Raw genomic sequence first — 20,964 nt, forward strand, 5'->3', positions numbered from 1 at the left:
CGGCGACCGCCTCGCCGTCACCCTCGATCGGCACCACCAGGGTGTCCGGCACGTCCACCACGGACGACAGCGGACCGTCCAGTTCGATGACGGGTTCCGCGGCCGAAGCGGTGACCGGCCGCCAGTCGAGACCGTACAGATCGGTCACACCGGACCGCCCGGCCGGAAGCGGCCGGGTGACCAGCGATTCGACCGAGGCCACCGGCGCACCGGCCGGATCGGCGAGCGCGACCGACAGCGTGTCGCCGTCCTGGACCAGCCGGACCCGCACGGACTTCGCGCCGGTCGCGTGCAGCGACACCCCGGTCCAGGCGAACGGCAGGCCCGGGGTGCCGGAACCGGCGGCCAGCGCGGCGTGCAGGCTCGCGTCGAGCAGGGCCGGGTGCACACCGAAGCCGTCGGCCGGGGTGTCCTCCGGCAGCGCCACCTCGGCGTAGATCGCCTCGCCGGTCCGCCAGACCGCCCGCAGGCCCTGGAAGCTGGGGCCGTAGGTGAAACCGTGGTCGGCGAAGGTGTCGTAGGCGCCGGTGAGGTCGACCGGCTCGGCGCCGGCGGGCGGCCAGGTGGTGGTGTCGAAGTCGGCGCGGAACTCGCCGGTGGCCAGCGTTCCGGTGGCGTGGCGGGTCCACGCCAGGCCGTCCTCGGGGCGCGAGTACACCGCGAAGGCACCCGCGTCGTCGACCGAAACCTGCACCTGGACCGCGCCCTGGTCCAGGACGAGCGGTTCGGCGAGGGTCAGTTCGGCCACGCGGTCGTGGCCGAGTTCGTCCCCGGCCCGCAGGGCCAGTTCGGCGAACGCGGCGCCCGGCAGCACGAACCGGCCGTTGACCGCGTGCTCGGCCAGCCACGGCTGGGTGCTGGTGGACAGGCGGCTGGTGAACAACGCGCCGCCGCGCTCGGCGAGGTCCACCGCCGCCCCCAGCAGCGGGTGTGCCACCGCGGTCAGGCCGAGGCCGGACGCGTCGCCGGTGCGGGTGCTCGCCGACGGCCAGAACCGCCTGCGCTGGAAGGCGTAGGTGGGCAGGTCGACGCGGCGGGCACCGGTGCCCGCGAAGACCGGCGCCCAGTCCACCGCGATGCCGTTGACGTGCAGCGTGGCCAGCGCGGTGACGGCCGACAGTTCCTCACCGCGGTCCTTGCGCAGCAGCGGCACCGCGGTGGCGGACTCGGCGGCCATCGCCGTGAGCGTGCTGTCCGGACCCAGTTCGAGGTAGGTGGTCTCCGCGTTCAGGTGATCGGCGAAGCGCACGGTGTCGCGGACGTGGTTCACCCAGTACTCCACGTTCGTGACATCACCGGGCATCGGAATGCGCGGCTCGTGGAAGGTGAGACCTTCGATGGCGGCCCGGAACTCGTCCAGCATCGGGTCCATCAACGGCGAGTGGAACGCGTGGGACACCTTCAGCCGCGTGGTCTTCTCAAATCCCTCGGCAACCGACAGAACCGCGGCCTCTTCACCGGCGATGACCACACTCGACGGCCCGTTGACCGCCGCGATCGACACCCCTTCACGCACCGGGATATCGGCTTCGGCGGCCTTGATCGCCACCATCGCGCCACCGGCCGGAAGGGCCTGCATCAGCCGGGCCCGTGCCTCGATGAGCGTGCACGCGTCTGCCAAGCTGAGCACCCCGGCCACGTGGGCGGCGGCGATCTCGCCGATGGAGTGGCCCACCAGCGCGTCCGGCTTGAGGCCCCACGACTCGGCCAACCGGAACAACGCCACTTCCAAAGCGAACAACGCGGGCTGCGCATTGCCCGTCTGGTTCAACGCCTCCTGATCGTCGCCCCACATCACCTCACGGACGTCGAGGTGCTCGAAGACCTCGTCCAACGCCGCCGCGAACACCGGGAAGCGGGCGTACAGCTCCCGGCCCATGCCGATCCGCTGGCTGCCCTGCCCCGAGAACAGGAACGCCAGCGACCGCGCACCCGCCTGGCCACGGGCCACCTCGGTGCCGTCGACCAGCACCGCCCGGTGCTCGAAGGTGGACCGCGAAAGCAGCGAGAAGCCGATGTCCAGCGGCGACGCGTCCAGGGCCCGCAGGCGCCCGGCCTGCTCGTCGAGCGCGGCTTCGGTCCTGGCCGACAGCACCCACGGCACCACGGCCGGTTCGACCTCGGCCACCACCGGCGTCGGCTCGGAAACCGGGGCCTGCTCCAGGATCAGGTGCGCGTTCGTGCCGCTGACCCCGAACGAGGAGACCCCGGCCCGGCGCACACGACCGGACTCCGGCCACTCGGCGGGCTCGGTGAGCAGTTCGACGGCACCGGCCTCCCAGTCCACATGGGACGACGGCGTGCCCGCGTGCAGGGTCCGCGGCAGCACCCCGTGCCGCAGCGCCAGCACCATTTTGATCACCCCGGCGACACCCGCCGCGGCCTGCGTGTGCCCCAGGTTCGACTTGATCGACCCGAGCAGCAACGGCCGGTCCTGGCTGCGTTGTCCATACGTGGCGAGCAGCGCTTGCGCCTCGATCGGGTCACCCAAGGTCGTCCCGGTGCCGTGACCCTCCACCGCATCCACGTCCGAAGCGGACAGACCGGCACTGGCCAGCGCCTGCCGGATCACCCGCTGCTGCGAGGGCCCGTTCGGTGCGGTCAACCCGTTCGACGCACCATCCTGGTTGACCGCGGAACCCCGCACCACGGCAAGAATCTGATGCCCGTTCCGCTGAGCGTCCGAAAGCCGCTCCAGCACCACCAGGCCGGCACCCTCGGACCAGCCGACACCGTCCGCGTCATCCGAATACGCCTTGCACCGGCCGTCCGCGGAAAGACCGCGCTGCCGCGAGAACGAGACGAACGTGCTGGGCGTCGACATCACCGTCACGCCACCGGCCAGCGCCAGCGAGCACTCGCCACTGCGCAGCGCCTGCATGGCCCAGTGCATGGCCACCAGCGACGACGAACACGCCGTGTCCACGGTGACCGCCGGGCCCTCCAGCCCCAGCGTGTACGCGACCCGGCCCGAAGCCACGCTCGGTGAGGTGCTGGTGCCTTCGTAACCCTCGTCGCCTTCGACGAGACGGCCGTAGTCGTTGTACATGACACCGGCGAACACGCCGGTCTGGCTGCCCCGCAGGGAAACCGGGTCGATCCCGGCCCGTTCGATCGCCTCCCACGAGGTCTCCAGCAGCAACCGCTGCTGCGAATCGGTGGCCACCGCCTCACGCGGGCTCATCCCGAAGAACGCCGGGTCGAACTCGGCGGCGTCGTGCAGGAAACCGCCGGAGCGGGTGTACGAGGTGCCGGGGTGATCGGGGTCCGGGTGGTACAACGCCTCCAGATCCCAGCCGCGATCGGCCGGGAAACCGGTGATCGCGTCGGTGCCGTCCATCGCCAGCCGCCACAGGTCCTCCGGCGAGCCGACCCCGCCCGGGAAGCGGCACGCCATGCCGACGATGACGATCGGGTCGTCGGTGACCGGCGGGAGCGACCGCAGCGGTACCTCGGTGCCGGCCTCGGCGCCGAGCAGTTCGTCCCGCAGGTACTCGGCCAGCGCGAGCGTGGTCGGGTAGTCGAAGATCAGCGTCGCGGGCAGCCGCAAGCCGCTGGCCGCCCCGAGCCGGTTGCGCAGTTCGACCGCGGTCAGCGAGTCGAAGCCGAGGTCCTTGAACTGCCGTGCCGGTTCCACGCGGGTCGTGGTGCCGTGCCCGAGCACGGCCGCGACCTGCGTGCGCACCAGTTCGACCAGCACCTCGTGGCGCTCGTCCTCCCCGAGCGCGGTCAACCGGCGCACCAGCGAATCGGCGGCCTCGGCTCCGACGGCGGACCGGCGCGCTCGGGTCCGGACCAGGCCACGCAGCAGCGGCCGCACCTCCCCCTGCGCCCGGAGCGCGGGCAGGTCCAGGTGCACCGGGAGGACCAGCGGGTCCCCGCCCAGCGCGGCGTCGAACAACGCGACGCCCTCCTCGGCGGACACCGCACGCAGGCCCGTGCGTGCCATCCGCTCCGCCGAGTCGCGGCTCGAACCGGCCATCATGCCGGTCTCCGCCCAGGCACCCCAGGCCAGCGAGACGCCAGGCAGGCCCTCGGCCCGGCGGTGGGCGGCGAGGGCGTCGAGCCAGGCGTTGGCGGCGGCGTAGTTGCCCTGACCCGCGGTGCCGAAGACCCCGGCGACCGAGGAGAACACCACGAAGGCGTCCAGGTCGCCGGTGAGTTCGTGCAGGTTCCAGGCGCCGTCGACCTTGGGCCGCAGCACCTCGTCCAGTCGCTCGGGCGTGAGCGAGTCGAGCAGGCCGTCGTCGAGCACCCCGGCGGTGTGGATGACGGATTTCACCTCGTGCTGGGCCAGCAGCTCACGGAGAGCTTCCCGGTCGGCCACATCACAGGCCACGACCTGCACGTTGGCGTCGAGGTCGCGGACATCGGCCTCACCACGACGGCTGACCAGCACCAAGTCCCGCACCCCGTGCTGATCGACCAGGTGCCGGGCGATGGCCCGGCCGAGACCACCCGTGCCACCGGTGACCAGCACCGGACCGGTCCAGGTGATCGGGTCGGCCGCGGTGGCGCGAGCGAGTCGCGGCACCAGGACCTCACCGTCGCGGACGGCCACGTGCGGCTCGTCCACCGCGAACGCCTCCGCGGGCACCTCCGCCGAATCGGCCTCGACCAGGCCGAACCGACCGGGGTGTTCGGCCTGCGCCGAGCGCACCAGCCCGCCGACCGCGGCGGCGGCGAGACCGCCGTGCGTCACGATCACCAGCCGGGAACCCCGTTCTTCGGCCAACCGGCGTTGCAGCACCCCGAGCACCTCGGCCGTCGCCGCGTGGGCGGCTGCCGCGTCGTTCCCGGTGACTTCGACGTGGTGGACCTCGTATTCGTCCACGGTGGACTGGATCGGAGCGGGCACCCAGTCCAGGCCGAACAACGCCTCGGGCCGCGAGGTGCGGTCCAGCGGACGGGTGGCGAGCGCGCCGATGGTGGCGACCGGCTGGCCCGACGGATCGGCGACGGCCACCTCACCCGAACCGGACAGGCGGACCCGCACCGAGGTCGCGCCGGTCGCGTGCAGCGACACCCCCCGCCACGAGAACGGCACACGGGCCTCGCTGTCGGCGAAGGCCGCGGCGTGCAGGCTCGCGTCGAGCAGCGCCGGGTGCAAGCCGAAGTCGCTCACTTCGCTGTCCTCGGGCAGCGACACCTCGGCGAACAGGTCGTCACCGCGGCGCCACGCCGCCCGGAGCCCTTGGAAGACTGGCCCGTACTCGATGCCGAGTTCGGCGAAGCGCTCGTAGCAGCCGTTCACGTCGAGCAGTTCGGCGCCGGCTGGCGGCCAGACGGTGGCGTCGAAGGCGGGGTGCTCGGTGCCGGTACCCAGCACACCGGTCGCGTGCTCCACCCACGGCGAGCCGTCCTCGGCCCGGCTGCGGATGGTCACGGTGTGGCCGGTCACCCGGAGCTGGAGCTGGACGGCACCCTGCTCGGGCAGGACGAGCGGGGCGGCGAGGGTCAGTTCGTCGATGCGGTCGCAGCCGATCTCGTCGGCGGCCCGCAGCGCCAGTTCCACGAACGCGGTGCCGGGCAGCAGGATCCGGCCGCCGACCCGGTGGTCGGCCAGCCAGCCGTGGGTCCACCGCGAAAGCCTGCTGGTGAACAGGAAATCGCCTTCACCGAGGTCCGCCGACGCCCCCAGCAGCGGGTGCTCGGCCGAGGTGAGGCCGAGCCAGGAGGCGTTCCCGGTGCCGGTGGCGCCCGCGGGCCAGAACCGCTGGTGCTGGAAGGCGTAGGTGGGCAGCGGGATCCGGTGGGCGCCGGGGTAGAACGGCCGCCAGTCGACCGGCACACCGTGGACGTGCAGCCGGGCCAGCGCGGTCAGCGCCGACAGCTCCTCCGGCTGGTCCTTGCGCAGCAACGGAACCGCGAGGGCCGATTCGGCGGCCATCGCCGTGAGCGTGCTGTCCGGACCCAGTTCGAGGTAGGTGGTCTCCGCGTTCAGGTGATCGGCGAAGCGCACGGTGTCGCGGACGTGGTTCACCCAGTAATCCACGTTCGTGACATCACCGGGCATCGGAATGCTCGGCTCGTGGAAGGTGAGACCTTCGATGGCAGCCCGGAAATCGTCCAGCATCGGATCCATCAACGGCGAATGGAACGCGTGAGACACCTTCAGCCGCGTGGTCTTCTCGAAACCCGCAGCAATCTCCAACACCGCGGCTTCCTCACCGGCGATGACCACACTCGACGGCCCGTTGACCGCCGCGATCGACACCCCTTCACGCACCGGGATATCGGCTTCAGCGGCCTTGATCGCCACCATCGCCCCACCGACCGGCAACGCCTGCATCAGGCGGGCGCGAGCCGAGATGAGCGTGCACGCGTCTGCCAAGCTGAGCACCCCGGCCACATGAGCCGCCGCCACCTCACCAATCGAATGGCCCACCAGCGCGTCCGGCTTGACACCCCACGACTCCACCAACCGGAACAACGCCACTTCCAACGCGAACAACGCAGGCTGCGCATTCCCCGTCTGGTTCAACGCCTCCTGATCCTCACCCCACATCACCCCACGGACGTCCAGGTGCTCGAACACCTCGTCCAACGCCGCCGCGAACACCGGAAAGCGGGCGTACAACCCCCGCCCCATGCCGATCCGCTGCGAACCCTGCCCGGCGAACAGGAACGTCAGCTCACGCGTGCTCGCGGTCCCCCTGGCGACCTCGGTGCCGTCGACCAGCACCGCCCGGTGCTCGAACAGCGAACGCGCGGTCACCAGCGAGTACCCGATGTCGGCCGGGGAAGCGTCCAGCGCCCGCACGCGTTCGAGCTGGGCGTCCAGCGCGGCTTCGGTCTTCGCCGAGACCACCAGCGGAACGCGGTGCTCCACCGAGGTCGGCTCGACCGGTTCGGTGGCCGACGCCTGCTCCAGGATCACGTGGGCGTTCGTCCCGCTGACCCCGAACGAGGACACCCCGGCCCGGCGCGCACGACCGGACTCCGGCCAGTCGGCGGACGAGGTCAGCAGCTTGACCGCACCGGCCGACCAGTCCACGTGGGACGAAGGCGCGTCCACGTGCAGGGTCTCGGGCAGCACCCCGTGCCGCAGGGCCATGACCATCTTGATCACACCCGCGACCCCCGCCGCCGCCTGGGTGTGCCCGAGGTTCGACTTCACCGAACCCAGCCACAGCGGCCGCTCACGGTTCTGGCCGTAGGTCGCCAGCAACGCCTGCGCCTCGATCGGATCACCCAGCGTCGTGCCCGTCCCGTGCGCCTCCACCACATCCACGTCCGAAGCGGACAGACCAGCCGAAGCCAGCGCCTGCCGGATCACCCGCTGCTGCGACGGCCCGTTCGGCGCCGTGAGCCCGTTCGAAGCACCGTCCTGGTTGACCGCGGAACCCCGCACCACCGCCAGGACCTCGTGCCCGTTGCGCCGGGCATCCGAAAGCCGCTCCAGCACCAGCAGGCCGACACCCTCGGAGAACCCGGTCCCATCGGCCGCGTCGGCGAACGCCTTGCACCGGCCGTCGGCGGACAGCCCGCGCTGCCGCGAGAAGGTGACGTAGGTGCTCGGCGTGGACATCACCGTGACCCCACCGGCCAGCGCCAGCGAGCACTCCCCCGACCGCAACGCCTGCGCCGCCAGGTGCAACGCCACCAGCGACGACGAGCACGCCGTGTCCACGGTGACCGCCGGGCCCTCGAACCCGAAGGTGTAGGACAGGCGCCCGGAAGCCACGCTCAGCTGCGCGCCGGTGCTCTGGTAGCCCTCGTCACCCTCGATCAGCGAGCCGTAGTCGTTGTACATCACCCCGGCGAACACACCGGTCTGGCTGCCCCGCAAGGAAACCGGGTCGATCCCGGCGCGCTCGATCGCCTCCCACGAGGTCTCCAGCAGCAACCGCTGCTGCGAGTCCGTCGCCAGCGCCTCACGCGGGCTCATCCCGAAGAACGCCGGGTCGAACTCGGCGGCGTCGTGCAGGAAACCGCCGGTCCGGGTGTACGAGGTGCCGGGGTGATCGGGGTCCGGGTGGTACAACGCGTCCAGATCCCAGCCGCGATCGACCGGGAAACCGCTGATCGCGTCGGTACCGCCGAGCACCAGGTCCCAGAGGTCCTCCGGCGAGTTCACCCCGCCGGGGAAGCGGCACGACATGCCCACGATGACGATCGGGTCGTCGCTCACCGCGGGCAGCGCACCCGTCGGCGCCACGGCTGCCGACTGGGCCCCGAAGAGCTCGTCACGCAGGTGCGCGGCCAGCGCGGTGGGTGTCGGGTGGTCGAAGACCATGGTGGCGGGCAGCCGCAGCCCGGTGGCCGCGGTCAGCCGGTTGCGCAGTTCGACCGCGGTCAGCGAGTCGAACCCGAGGTGCTGGAAGGTCTGGGCGGGGTCGACCGCCGACGCGCCCGCGTACCCGAGCACCACGGCGACCAGGCCGCGGATGGTCTCGCGCAGCGACTCGGCGCGCTCGGCGTCACCCAGGCCCGCGAGCCGCCGCACCAGCGAGTCCGCGGCCGGTTCCCCGGCGGCGGCCCGGCGGGCCCGCGTCCGCACCAGGCCGCGCATGAGGTGCGGCACGTCGTCCCGGCCACGCAGCACCGTCAGGTCCACGTTCATCGGCAGCACCACCGGCTCACCGGTGGCCAGTGCCGCGTCGAACAACGTGACGCCCTGTTCGGCCGACAGCGGCGGCATACCGTCCTGCGCGAGGCGGCGCAGGTCGGCGTCGGTCACGCTGCCGGTCAGGCCGATCGCGCGGTCCCAGGCACCCCACACCAGCGACACCCCGGGCAGTCCGGCGGCCCGGCGCTCGCGGACCAGCTCGTCCACGGCGGCGTTGGCGGCGGCGTAGTTGCCCTGCCCGGCACCGCCGAACACCCCGGCGCCGGCGGAGTAGACCACGAACGCCGACAGGTCGCCGGTGAGTTCGTGCAGGTTGCGGGCGCCGTCCAGCTTCGGGCGCAGCACGGTGTCCAGTCGCTCCGGGGTCAGCGAGCCGAGCACCCCGTCGTCGAGCACCCCCGCCGCGTGCACCACGGCCTTCACGTCGTGCTCGGCCAGCAGGGCGGCCAGCTGCTCGCGGTCGGCCACGTCGCAGGCGGCGACCCGCACGTCGGCGTTGATGCCGGACACGTCGGCTTCGCCGCTGCGGCTGACCAGGAGCAGGTTGCGCACGCCGTGCACGTCGGCGAGGTGGGCGGCGAGCACCCGGCCGAGGCCACCGGTGCCGCCGGTGATCAGCACGAGTTCGTCGGGGTCCCAGCGGAACGGTTCCGCCGGGGCGGGCACGCGCGCGAGCCGCGGCACCAGGATCTCCCCGTCACGCACCGCGAGCTGCGGTTCGCCGGTGGCCACGGCCGCCGAGACCCGCGCGAGGTCGTCGGCCTCGACCAGCACGAACCGGCCGGGGTGCTCCGACTGCGCCGAGCGCACCAGGCCCCAGACCGCCGCGGTGGCTGCCGATCGGCCGCGGGTGAGCAGCACCAGCCGCGAGCCGTCGAACCGTTCCTCGGCCAGCCAGCGTTGCAGCAGGCCGAGCGCGTGCGCGGTGAGGTCGCGCACCGAGTCCGACTCCGGCAGCGGCAGCACCACCACCTCCGGAACGTCCTCGATGGACTCCAGGGTTTCGTGCACGGAGAGCACCGGTTCGGGCCCGGCTGCCGGAGCGGGCACCCAGTCGACCCGGAACAGCCCGTCGCGGGCGAGGTCGCCGACCTGGCCGGTGGCCACTTCCCGCAGCACCAGCGAATCGATCGAGGCGACCGGGCCACCCGCCGCGTCCGCGACCTCGACCGCCAGGCCGTTGCCTTCGGCCCGCAACCGCACCCGCGCGGTGGCCGCGCCGACCGCGTGCAGGGTCACGCCCGTCCAGGAGAACGGCAGCGCGCCACCGCTCAGCACCCCGAGCTCGGCCAAGCCCGCCGCGTGCAGTGCGGCGTCCAGCAGCGCCGGGTGCAGGCCGAACCCATCCGGTGAGACGCCTTCCGGCAGGGCCACCTCGGCGAACACCTCGTCGCCGTGCTGCCACGCCGCCCGCAGGCCCTGGAACACCGGGCCGTAGGCGAACCCGTCATCGGCGAAGCGCCGGTAGCAGCCGTCCACGTCCAGCGGTTCGGCGCCGGGCGGGGGCCAGCTGACGCTGTCGAAGGTGGCCGGGCGGGTGCCGTGGCCGAGGAAGCCGGTGGCGTGCTCGGTCCAGGGCAGGTCGGCGGCGTCCTCGGCCCGGCTGTGCACGACGACCGCGCGCCGCCCGTGCTCGTCGGGCAGGCCGACGCGCAGTTGCAGCTGCACCGCGCCCCGTTCGGGCAGCACCAGCGGCGCGGCCAGGGTGAGTTCGTCGACCCGGTCGCAGCCCAGTTCGTCCCCGGCGCGCACGGCCAGTTCGACGAACGCCGTGCCGGGCAGCAGGACCTTGCCGTGCACGGTGTGGTCGGCGAGCCACGGGTGCGAGCGCAGCGAAAGGCGGCTGGTGAACACGCTCTCGCCCTCGGCCAGTTCGACCGCGGCGCCGAGCAGCGGGTGTTCGACCGCGCCCAGCCCGGCCGCGCGCACGTCCCCGGCGCCGTTGGCCGCCGACGGCCAGTAGCGCTGCCGCTGGAACGCGTACGTCGGCAGGTCGACCCGGCGTGCCCCGCCGAAGAAAACCGGCCAGTCCACGGAAACCCCGGCGACGTGGGCTTCGGCGACCGAGGTCAGGAAGCGCAGGGCACCACCGTCGTCGCGGCGCAGCGAGCCGAGCACCACACCGTCGGCCCCGGCGGCTTCGAGCGTCTGCTCGACCCCGACGGTGAGCACCGGGTGCGCGCTCGGCTCGACGAACACGCCGAACCCGTCGTCGATCAGCCGCCGGGTGGTGCGCTCGAACTCGACGGTCTGCCGGAGGTTGGTGTACCAGTACTCGGCGTCCAGTCCGGCGGTGTCGATCGGCTCGCCGGTCACCGTGGAGTAGAACGGGAGGTCCGCGCTGCGCGGGCTGATCGGCGCGAGGTCGGCGAGCACCCGGTCGCGGATCGCTTCGACCTGCACGGAGTGCGAGGCGTAGTCCACGGTGATCCGCCGCGCCCGCACACCGTCGGCCTCGCAGGCGGCGAGCAGTTCGTCGAGGGCGGCGACTTCGCCGGACACCACGGTCGCGCCGGGCCCGTTGATCGCGGCCACGGACAGCCGGTCACCCCAGCGCGAAAGGTCCACTTCGGCGGCGGGCAGCGCCACCGACACCATGCCGCCGTGCCCCGCCAGCGACTCGGCCACGGCCAGGCTGCGCAGCGCGACCACCCGGGCCGCGTCCTCCAGGCTCAGCGCCCCGGACACCGCGGCGGCCGCGATCTCGCCCTGCGAATGCCCGACCACGGCCTCCGGCTCGACCCCGGCCGAACGCCACAGCTCGGCCAGCGAAACCATCACCGCCCACAGCACCGGCTGCACCACGTCGACCCGGTCGAGATCGCCGTCACCACGCAGCACGTCGACCAATGACCAGTCCACGAAGGACGACAACGCGTCGGCGCACTCCTGGATCCGCCTGGCGAACACCGGCGAGGCGTCCAGCAGGTCACGGCCCATCCCGGCCCACTGCGAACCCTGCCCGGGGAAGACGAACGCCGACCGGCCGACCGCCGACGCCACCCCCGAGACCACGCCGGCAGCCGGCTCCCCGGCGGCGAACGCGGCCAGTGCGCCACGGTCGAACGCGACGGCACGGTGTTCGAGCGAGGCACGGGTCGTCGCCAGCGAGAAGCCGATGTCCTCCGTGGACCCTTCGACGTCGCGGAGGCGGGCGGCCTGTGCCGTCAACGCGGCCTCGGTGCGTGCCGAGACCAGCCACGGCACCACCCCGGTCACCGGCGCCTCGTGCTCGACCGGCTCGACCGGCTCGGGTTCCGGCGCCTGCTCCAGGATGACGTGCGCGTTGGTCCCGCTGACCCCGAACGAGGACACCCCGGCGCGGCGGTCCGGCCGCGGCCACGGCGTCTGCTCGGTCAGCAGTTCGACCGCCCCGGCGGACCAGTCGATGTGCGACGACGGGCGTTCGGCGTGCAGCGTCTTCGGCAGCGCACCGTGCCGCACCGCCAGCACCATCTTGATCACGCCCGCCACCCCGGCGGCGGCCTGCGCGTGCCCCAGGTTCGACTTGATCGACCCCAGTTTCAGGGGGTGCTCGCGGTCCTGGCCGTACGCCGCCATCAGGGCGTCCGCCTCGATCGGGTCACCGAGCGCGGTCCCGGTGCCGTGCGCCTCCACGGCGTCCACATCGGACGGTTTCAGGCCCGCGTTCGCCAGTGCCGCCCGGATCACCCGCTGCTGCGACGGGCCGTTGGGCGCGGTCAGCCCGTTCGACGCCCCGTCCTGGTTGACCGCGGAACCCCGGATCACCGCCAGGATCTCGCGGCCGTTGCGCTGGGCGTCGGACAGGCGTTCCAGCACCAGCTGACCGGCGCCCTCGGACCAGCCCATGCCGTCGGCGTCGTCGGAGAACGCCTTGCTCCGGCCGTCCGCGGCGAGCGCGCCCTGCTTGGTGAACTCGGTGAACGCCCCCGGGGTGGACATCACCGCGACGCCACCGGCCAGCGCGAGCGAGCACTCGCCGTTGCGCAGCGCCTGCACGGCCAGGTGCAGCGCGACCAAGGAGGACGAGCACGCGGTGTCCACCGAGACCGCCGGGCCCTCGAAACCGAAGGTGTAGGAAACCCGGCCGGAGATGACGCTGGCGATCACCCCGGTGGTGGCCTCGCCGGCCAGCAGGTTGGCGTAGTCCTGGCCGTTGGTGCCGGTGAACACCCCGGTCTGGCTGCCGCGCAGCGACTCCGGGTCGATGCCCGCGCGCTCCAGCGCCTCCCACGAGGTCTCCAGCAGCAACCGCTGCTGCGGGTCCATGCCCAGCGCCTCACGCGGGGAAATGCCGAAGAAGCCCGCGTCGAAGTCGGCGGTGTCGTGCACGAAACCGCCCTCGGTGGCCCGGCTGGCACCGGTGCGGAACAGCGTGTCGAGGTCCCAGCCGCGGTCGCCGGGGAACGCCCCGATCACGTCGCGGCCCTCGGTCAGCAGCGCCCAGAGGTCCTCGGGTGACCGCACGCCACCGGGATACCGGCAGGCCATGCCGACGATCGCGATGGGCTCGGTCTGCCTGCGCTCCAGCTCCTGGACGCGTTCGCGGGCGCGGCGCAGGTCGACGGTGACTCGCCGCAGATATTCGACGACCTTGTCCTGCTGCTCATCCTGCTGCACTGGTCCATCCTCTTTCTGCTGCACAACCAGGGCGCCTCACGAGAGGTCGGAGAGTTCCCCGTCGATGATGTCGAGTAGGCGGTCCACCGGGACCGAGTTGATGTCTTCGGTGTCCTCTTCGGACGGACGGGCGGCCGGCTTCCGCAATCGGCCGAGGATCGCCTCCAGCCGCTCGCCGATCACCTGCGTGTCGGCGCCCTCCGCCTGCAACGCCGCCTCGAACCGGTCCAGTTCGCTGAGCGCGGAACCACGCGGCTGCTCGGGCGCCAGGTGCTCGGCCAGGTAACCGGCCACCGCCCGCGGGGTCGGGTGGTCGAACACCAGCGCCGCGGGCAGCGAAAGGCCCGAGCGCACCCGCAGTCGCTCCCGCAGCTCCACCGCGGTCACCGAGTCGAAGCCCTGCTCGCGGAACACCTTGTCGGCCGGGACCGCCTGCGCCCGGTCGTGCCCGAGCACCGCCGCGGCCTCCGCCCGCACCAGGTCGAGCAGCAGCCGTCCGCGGTCGGCCTCCGCCATGCCCGCCAGCTGCTGCCGCAGCTCCGGTTCCGCCGGAGCTTCCGGTTCGGTGACCTCGATCAGTTCCGAGAGCAGCGGACTCGGCCGGGCGGCGGTGAAGCTCGGCCCGAACCGCTTCCAGTCGGTGTTCGTCACGGTGAGCAGGGCGGCGTCCTCGGCCAGCGCCTGCTGCAGGGCGACGAGCGCCAGCCGCGGCTCCATCGGCAGCACACCGATCCGCCGCATGTGCTCGGACAGCTCGGGGTGGTCGGCACCCAGTCCGGCATCGGCCCAGGAACCCCACGCGATCGAGGTGGCGGGCAGGCCCCGGCCACGGCGGTGCATCGCCAGCGCGTCCAGGTAGGCGTTGCCCGCCGCGTACCCGGGCTGGCCGCCGCTGCCCCAGCTGCCCGCGCCCGAGGAGAACAACACGAAGGCGTCCAGGTCGCCGGTGAGTTCGTGCAGGTTCCGCGCCGCGGTCAGCTTCGACCGCAGGAGCCCGTCCAGCTGCTCGGCGGTGACCGAGCCGATCGGCGCGTCACCGACGCCGACACCCGCCGCGTGCACCACGACGTTCACCGGATTTTCGGCCAGCAGCAGGCGCAGGGCCTCGCGGTCGGCCACGTCGCAGGCGGCCACGGTGACCCGGGCGCCCTGTGCTTCCAGCTCGGCCGCCAGTGCCGCCGCTCCGGGTGCGTCCGGGCCGCGGCGGCTGGTCAGCACCACGTGCTCGGCGCCGCCGGCCACGGCCCACCGGGCGACCTGCCCGCCGAGACCGCCGGTGCCGCCGGTGATCAGGACCGTGCCGCGTGGCCGCCAGTCCACCCGGGAAGCCGGGGCCGGGACCAGCCGCCTGCCGAAGCTGCCGCCGGAGCGCACGGCCACCTGGTCCTCTTCACCGGTCAGCGCGGCCACGAACCGCCGTGCGGCGTGCTCGTCGAACTGCTCGGGCAGGTCGATCAGGCCACCCCAGCGGCGGGGCAGTTCCAGTGCCGCCGACCGGCCGAGGCCCCACAGCGCGCCCTGCTCGGGCCGGGTCACCTCGCCGGGGTCCGCGACCGCCACCGCACCACGGGTCACCAGCCAGACCGGCGCCTCGATCCCGGCGTCACCCAGGGCCTGCACCACTTCGACGGAGTAGAGCAGCCCGGCGGGCACGGACTCGATCGGCGGTGCCCCGCTCAAGCCCGCGAGCGAGACGACCCCGGCGAACTCCTGCCCGGCGAGGTCGGCGAACTTCGCGGCCATGGCCTTGCGGTCGGAGACCTCCACGCGCACCAGATCGGGGCCGAGCGCGGCGAGCACGGCCGTGGCCCACTCGTCCGCCCCGTCCAGCACGGCCAGCCACGGCTTTCCGGCTGCCACGGACTCCTCGGGCAGCTCGACCCACGATTCGCGGTACCGCCAGGAGTCCACCACGGACTGGCTGCGCCGCCGCTCCCGCCAGTTCGCCAGCGCGGGCACCACGGTGGCGGCGGTGGTCGAGTCGACCTCCAGCGCGGCGGCCAGGGTGTCCAGGTCACCGTCCTCGACCAGGCGCCAGAACGCGGCGTCCACCGGGTCCGAGGTGACCGGGGGCCGGGGCGGTTCCGGCCAGAACCGCTCGCGCTGGAAGGCGTAGGTCGGCAGGTCCACCCGCCGGGCCCCGGTGCCGGTGAAGAGCGCGCGCCAGCTCACCGGGACGCCGTTGACGTGCAGCCTGGCCAGGGCGGTGACCGCGCTGAGTTCCTCCCCGCGGTCCTTGCGCAGCAGCGGCACCAGCGTGGCATCCGGAGCGGAGTCGGCGGCCATGCCGGACAGCACGCCGTCCGGGCCCAGTTCGAGCAGCACGTCCACCCCCGCGTCCACCAGCGTGCGCACCCCGTCGGCGAAGCGCACGGTGTCACGGACGTGCCGCACCCAGTAGTCCGGCGAGCACAGTTCGGCACCGGTGGCGACGCCCCCGGTCAGGTTCGACACCACCGGCACCCGCGGCGCGGTGAACGACAGCCCCGACACCACCGCCCGGAAGTCATCCAGCATCGAGTTCATCAGGGGTGAGTGGAACGCATGGCTGACCGGCAAACGCCTAGACTTCCGCCCGCGCTCGGCAAAACCGGCCGCGATCTCGGCGGTGACCTGCGCGTTTCCGGAGATCACCAGTGACGTGGGCCCGTTGATCGCGGCGATCGAGACGTCCTCGGTGAGCAGCGGGGTCACTTCGTCCTCGGTGGCCTCGACCGCCACCATTGCTCCCCCGGCGGGGAGTGCCTGCATCAACCGCGCGCGGGCGGTGACCAGCGTGCACGCGTCGTCCAGGTCCAGCACCCCGGCCACGTGGGCCGCGGCGATCTCGCCGATGGAGTGCCCGGCCAGGTAGGCCGCCTTGACGCCCCACGACTCGATCAGCCGGTACAGCGCCACCTCGACGGCGAACAACGCGGGCTGGGTGTGGCCGGTCTGGTCCAGCGCCTCGGGGTCCGTCCCCCACATGACGTCACGCACGTCGAGGCGCTCCAGCACCTCGTCCAGCGCGGCGGCGAACACCGGGAACCGCTGGTACAGCTCACGGCCCATGCCGAGCCGCTGCGAACCCTGCCCGGAGAACAGGACCGCCGGCGAACGGTCACCCGCCTCACCCCGCGCCACCTCGGTCAGGCCGTCCTCGGTGGACAACAGCACCGCGCGGTGCTCGAACACCGACCGGGAGATCACCGTGGAGTAGCCGACGTCGAGCGGGTCGCCGCCGACCGCACGCAAGCGGTCGGCCTGGGCAGCCAGCGCGTCCGGGGAGCGCCCGGACACCAGCCACGGCACCACCGACGGCGTGACCTCGGCGGGCTCGGCCACCCGCGGCTGCGGTGGTGCCTGCTCGACGATCACGTGCGCGTTCGTGCCGCTGATGCCGAACGAGGACACCCCCGCCCGCGCCGGCCGGTCGGGAACCGGCCACTCGCGCGGTTCGGTGAGCAGTTCCACCGCACCGGCCGACCAGTCCACGTAGGACGACGGCTGGTCCACGTGCAGGGTGCGCGGCAGCACCCCGTGCCGCAGCGCCATGACCATCTTGATCACCCCGGCGACCCCGGCGGCGGCCTGCGTGTGCCCCAGGTTCGACTTCACCGAGCCCAGCAGCAGCGGCCGGTCCTGGCTGCGTTGCCCATAGGTGGCCAGCAACGCCTGCGCCTCGATCGGATCACCCAGCGTGGTGCCGGTGCCGTGCGCCTCCACGGCGTCCACCTCGGCCGGTTTCAACCCGGCGCTGGCCAGCGCCTGCAGCACCACCCGCTGCTGCGACGGGCCGTTCGGCGCGGTCAGCCCGTTCGACGCGCCGTCCTGGTTGACCGCGCTGCCCCGCAGCACCGCGAGGATCTGGTGCCCGTTGCGCTTGGCGTCCGACAACCGTTCCAGCACCACGAAACCGACGCCCTCGGACCAGCCCGTGCCGTCCGCGGCGTCGGCGAACGACTTGCACCGGCCGTCCGGCGCGAGGCCGCCCTGCAGGGAGAACTCCACGAACGTCTGCGGGGTCGACATCACCGCGACGCCACCGGCCAGCGCCAGGTCGCATTCGCCGTCCCGCAGCGACTGCCCGGCCCAGTGCATCGCCACCAGCGACGACGAGCACGCCGTGTCCACGGTGATCGCCGGGCCCTCCAGCCCCAGCGCGTAGGCCACCCGGCCGGACACCACGCTGCCCGCGTTGCCGATGCCCCAGTACGCCTCCGAACCCTCCGGCGGCTCGGCCAGCCCCCAGCCGTAGTCGTGGTACATCACCCCGGCGAACACCCCGGTCCTGCTGCCGCGCAGCGACAGCGGGTCGATCCCGGCGCGTTCCACCGCCTCCCACGAGGTCTCCAGCACCAGCCGCTGCTGCGGGTCCATGGCCAGCGCCTCGCGCGGGGAGATGCCGAAGAACCCGGCGTCGAACTCGGGGGCGTCGTAGAGGAAACCGCCCTGCTGGCAGTAGCTGGCCCCGGCCTCGGAACCGAACAGCCGGTCGAGGTCCCAGCCGCGGTCGGCGGGGAAGTCCGAGACCACCTCGGCGCCCTCGGTGACCAGCCGCCACAGGTCCTCCGGCGAACGCACCCCGCCGGGGTACCGGCAGGCCATGCCGACGATGGCGATCGGCTCGTCCGGCCCGGTCACCGGCTCGTCCACGGTGATCGGCGCGGGCTTCTCGCCGAGCAGCACCGCCCGCAGGTGCCTGGCCAGCGCCACCGGCGTCGGGTAGTCGAAGGCCACCGTCGCGGTCAGGTCGAGGCCGGTCGCCGCGGCCAGCCGGTTGCGCAGTTCCACCGCGCTGACCGAGGTGAAGCCCAGTTCGCGGAAGGTCTTCCCCACACCGGCCCGGTCGCCGCCGGTGATGCCGGGAATGGTCGCCACCTCGGCGCGGATCAGATCGACCAGGAAGGTCTCCCGCTCCTCGACCGACATCGCGGCGACGCGTTCCTTCAGCGACGACGAGTCCGTCACGGGCGCGGTGTCGACCAGGCCCCGCAGCAACGCGGGCACGGTCCGCGAGGCGGTCTGCTCGTGCACCCGCATCACCACCGCCTGGGGCAGGTCCATCGCGGTGACCGCGTCGAACATGGCCAGGCACTCCTGGGTGGACAGTTCGGCGGCGGGTGCGGCGGTGCCGAGCGCGACGCACACCGCGGGCAGGCCGCGGGCACGGCGGGACTGGGCGAGCGCGGTGAGGAAGGCACCGGCGGCGGCCTGGTCCCCGCGACCGGCGGCGCCGAGCGCCCCGGCCACCGAGCCCAGCAGCACGAACGCGGCCAGGTCGCCGCCCTCGGTCAGCTCGTGCAGGTTGACCGCACCGTCCACGACGGACCGGAAGGCCAGGCGGCGGTCCCCCGGCGGGGCCGCCGGGCCCTCCACCTCACCGTCGCAGTGCAGCACGGCGGTGACCGGCCGCTTCAGCCCGCCGAGCAGCTGCCCGAGCGCGGCGCGGTCGCCGGTGTCGCAGGTCGCCGTGGTCACCCTGGCACCGAGCTTGGTCAGCTCGGCCGCCAGCCCGTCGTCCCCCGGGTTGATCAGCAGCAGGTTCCTGGCGCCGTGCGCGGCCACCAGGTGCCGGGTCAGCGCCACCCCCATCGGCCCGGTGGCACCGGTGACCACCACCGTGCGCTTGGCGTCGAGGTTCAGCGGCGTGCCCTCGGTGGTCGCGGTGACGCGCATCAGGCGGGGGCGGAAGGCGATGCCACCGCGGATCGCCAGCTGCGGCTCGTCCGAGCCGACCGCGAACGGCAGCACCGGTGCCGCCCGCTCGTCCACGTCCACCAGCACGAACCGGTTCGGGTACTCGGCCTGCAGCGACCGCATCAGCCCCCACAGCGAGGCGTGCACCAGGTCGCCGACGTCCTCACCGGCGCCGGTGGCCAGCGCTCCCCTGGTCACCACGACCAGGCGGCACCCGGCCAGCCAGTCGTCGTGGGCCCACGACCACAGCAGGTCCGACAGCTCGCGCATCGCCTCGTGCGCGGCGTCCGTGCCACGCAGATCGCTGCGGCAGCACAGCACGGCCACCTCCGGCACCGGCTCCCCCAGCGACGCGGCCACGTGCAAGGCGGCGGCATCGGGGTACGCCCGCACCGACACCCCGGCGGAGACCAGGCCCGCGGTCAGGCCGAAGTGGTCCCGGCCGAGCACCGCCCAGCCGGTCGGCAGCGGGGTGGTGCTGGTGCGGACCGAGGGCAGCGGCACCCAGTCGGTGCGCAGCAGGGACTCGTGCCTGCCGCCGCCGGCCGCCCGCAGCCGGGCCGGCCGGTCCAGCAGCACGTGCCGGGTGATCTTGCCGGACGGGGTGCGCGGCACCTCGTCGATCTCGTACAGCTCCTCGGGCACCTTGAAGTTGGACAGCTGCTCGCGGCAGGCGTCGAACAGGCGCTCGGGGTCGAGGCCGGGCCCCGGCACGACGAAGGCGATCGGCACCTCGCCGAGCACGTCGTGCGGCCGCCCGACCACCGCGGCGTCGGCCACCCCCGGCACCTTGCGGAGCACCTCCTCCACCTCGCCGGGGTGGATGTTCTCGCCGTTGCGGATGATGAGTTCCTTGATCCGCCCGGTGATGGTCAGGTAACCGGACTCGTCACCGCGGGCCAGGTCGCCGGTGCGGTACCAGCCGTTGACCATCGCCTCGGCGGTCGCCTCCGGCTGGTTGTGGTAACCGACCATCACGTTGGGACCGCGGACCCACACCTCGCCCTCGGCACCGGGTGCCACGTCCAGGCCGGTGTCCGGGTCGACCAGGCGCACGGTCACGCCGGGCACCGGCAGCCCGCACGAACCGTCCACCCTGGTCCCGGTGATCCCGTTGACCACGAACGAACCGCAGGCTTCGGTGCTGCCGTAGCAGTCGAGCAGCGGCACGCCGAACACGCGCTCGAACTCGTGGCGCAGGGGCGCGGGGCACACCGTGCCACCGGTCATGCAGGCCCGCAGGCTGCTCGCGCGGACCTCGACGTCCTTCGCGGCTTCGAGCAGGTAGTGGTAGAGCGCGGGCACCCCGGCGAGGAAGGTGTAGGCGTCCTCGCCGAGCGTGCGCAGCACGTCCTCGGCGGCGAAGCCGTCCATCAGGTGGGCGGTCGCCCCGACCGCGGTCACGCCCAGCACGGTGAAGATGTGCGCGAGGCTGTGGTGCAGGGGCAGCGGCCAGAGCACCAGGTCCGTTTCGGACAGTCCGATGATTGGCGCGTAGCAGGCGGCCACCGACCACAGGCAGTTGCGCTGGGTGGACAGCACCCCCTTCGGTTTCCCGGTGGTGCCGGAGGTGTAGAGCATCCAGGCGACGTCGTCGAGTTCCTGGTCGTCCCGCGCGGGCAGCTCCGGCGGGGTGTTCATCAATTCCCGGTAGGACACCACCGATCCGTGCTCGGGCAGCGGTTCGTCGCCGGTGACCACCACCCGCAGGTACGGCCGCCCGGGCAGCAGCGCGAGCACCTGGTCGAGGTGGGCCGGGTCGGTGATGACCACGCTGGCGCCGCTGTCGTCGACCACGTGCGCCAGTTCGGCGGCGGCCGAGTGCGGGTTGAACGGCACGCCGACCCCGCTGGCCCTGGCGATGGCCAGGTAGCTCTCGATCACCTCGACCGAGTTGCCGAGGTAGATCAGCGCGCGGTCACCGGGTTGCAGGCGCAGCCCGGCCAGGTGCCCGGCCAGCCGCCCGGTCCGCCGGTGCAGTTCCGCGTAGGTGACCGCCCGCCGGTGGTCGCGGAAGGCGACCTTGTCCCGCAGCCGCCCGGCGTGCGCGGCCAGCAGTTCGGGCAGGGGCCGGATCAGCTCTGTACGCAACATCAGCGGAACTCCCGGGG

2 protein-coding genes (1 of these 2 cut by a window edge) are annotated in these 20,964 nt (G+C 73.1%); both read right to left on the reverse strand.

Annotation, left to right across the window (positions count from 1 at the left end; all coding sequences use genetic code 11):
* Positions 1–13,174, reverse strand: partial view of a type I polyketide synthase gene (locus AC07EG_RS32215; RefSeq protein ID WP_478257006.1) — the beginning only. The gene continues 19,766 nt to the left of window position 1, outside the view; only the first 13,174 of its 32,940 coding nucleotides appear in the window; its start codon is at positions 13,172–13,174; its stop codon lies beyond the left edge, outside the window.
* 36 nt (positions 13,175–13,210) lie between these two features.
* Positions 13,211–20,947: a type I polyketide synthase gene (locus AC07EG_RS32220; RefSeq protein WP_478257007.1), complete on the reverse strand. Its 7,737-nt coding sequence runs from the start codon at positions 20,945–20,947 to the stop codon at positions 13,211–13,213.
* Positions 20,948–20,964 lie beyond the last annotated feature (17 nt).

It is taken from the genome of Amycolatopsis sp. NPDC045836 (assembly GCF_056431745.1).

Excerpts from the sequence above, each read along its gene's own strand:
- AC07EG_RS32220 (WP_478257007.1), bottom strand. The coding sequence starts at position 20,947 with ATGTTGCGTACAGAGCTGATCCGGCCCCTGCCCGAACTGCTGGCCGCG.